This window comes from Flavobacterium agri (assembly GCF_013401995.1).
Taxonomy (GTDB): domain Bacteria; phylum Bacteroidota; class Bacteroidia; order Flavobacteriales; family Flavobacteriaceae; genus Flavobacterium; species Flavobacterium agri.
The window spans coordinates 1-1255 of the sequence record NZ_JACBJI010000030.1; the positions used below are offsets into that span (position 1 = coordinate 1).

1 pseudogene is annotated in these 1255 nt (G+C 56.8%); it reads right to left on the reverse strand.

Features of this window, described 5'->3' with window-relative positions:
* Nucleotides 1-1255: pseudogene (locus HZF10_RS17855) on the reverse strand (DUF6443 domain-containing protein); the annotation flags it as partial.

Consider the following 1255-nt stretch of genomic DNA (forward strand, 5'->3'; position numbering starts at 1 on the left):
ACCTGCTTTTCGACGAGCTGGCCCAGGTCGTCGTAGGCGTTCAGGAAGATGCGCTCGTTGGTTCCGCCGTTCACCTGATAAAACGCCTCGAACGGACGCTCCTGGGGCGTAAAGGTGTAACTGCTGAACAGTTTAATAGGTTCCGCGGAAGCGTTATACCGATGCACGATCCGCGTCTGGCGTATCCTGAAGAAGTCGTAGATGTTGTTCTCTTCATGATACCCGCCCAGGTGGTTGGTCGTGTAGGTGCTGATCGGACGGGATTTGTAGTCGTACAGGATATAGGTCAGTTCGGCGTCGGTGGACGGCGTGGTCAGTACGCGTACCCACGATCCCGTGGCCAGTCCTTTGGGCTTGTCGGTGTTGTTGAAGTGCACCTGCTGGGTCTGCTCTATCGTGGCGGGTATCGAAAGCGAAGGAATGAACCTGTAATCGTCGTAGTAGTTGGCCGTGAGCAGGTAGAACAGGCGGCCCGGAGTGGTCGCGACACCGTAATACAGCGGGAGGTTCGCCACGTCGCCGATGATCGTCGTCGGGGTTTGGGTCGGGATTTCCGAGTTATTGCTTTCACCATCTACAATGTCCTGTATCTCCTGGCGCCATTTCCAGTCGATTATCTTCCCGACTTCGTCACCGTAGTACCATCCGGTGTAGGCCACGCGGCCGAACGCGTCGTATTTGGTGAAAAGCCAGCCCTGCGCCCCGTTGGGATCGGTGGGCGAAAACGGGTTCAGCGCAGGTCCGGTAAACCGCACACGGTCGAGTTTGTCATACACGATGTATTCCCAGTGCTTGCCCGGGAGCTTTTTCTCGATAAGGCGGTTGCGGCCGTCGTAACGGTATTGGTAGCACAGGCCGTTGAGTTGATCGTCGTTCCACGTAGCGAAATCGACCGCAGGCGGCAGCACGTAAGTCAGGTTCCCGAAATCGTCGTAGACGTAATAGGTGTCGTGCGCGCCGTCTTCGGAGAACGCGGTCTTGCGTACCACCCTGCCCTGCAGGTCCTTGTATTCCTCGGTGGTGTGGAGCTTGTCGTCGCCGGGTTTCCAGTTCTCGTCACGGGTGATGGTTTTGTAGAGGGTGTTGGGTAGGTAAAAATCGGTCAGGCCGGTCAGTTCTATGCCATAGACGTCGCTTTCGTTTTCGGGATTCGAAACGATAACGCGTAGCCTCCTCACGTAGTCCTCTTCCTTGTTGGCCTCGTACTCGAAACGGATGGTATGGTCGTCGTCCGAGTTCGGGTCGCCCGCCCACG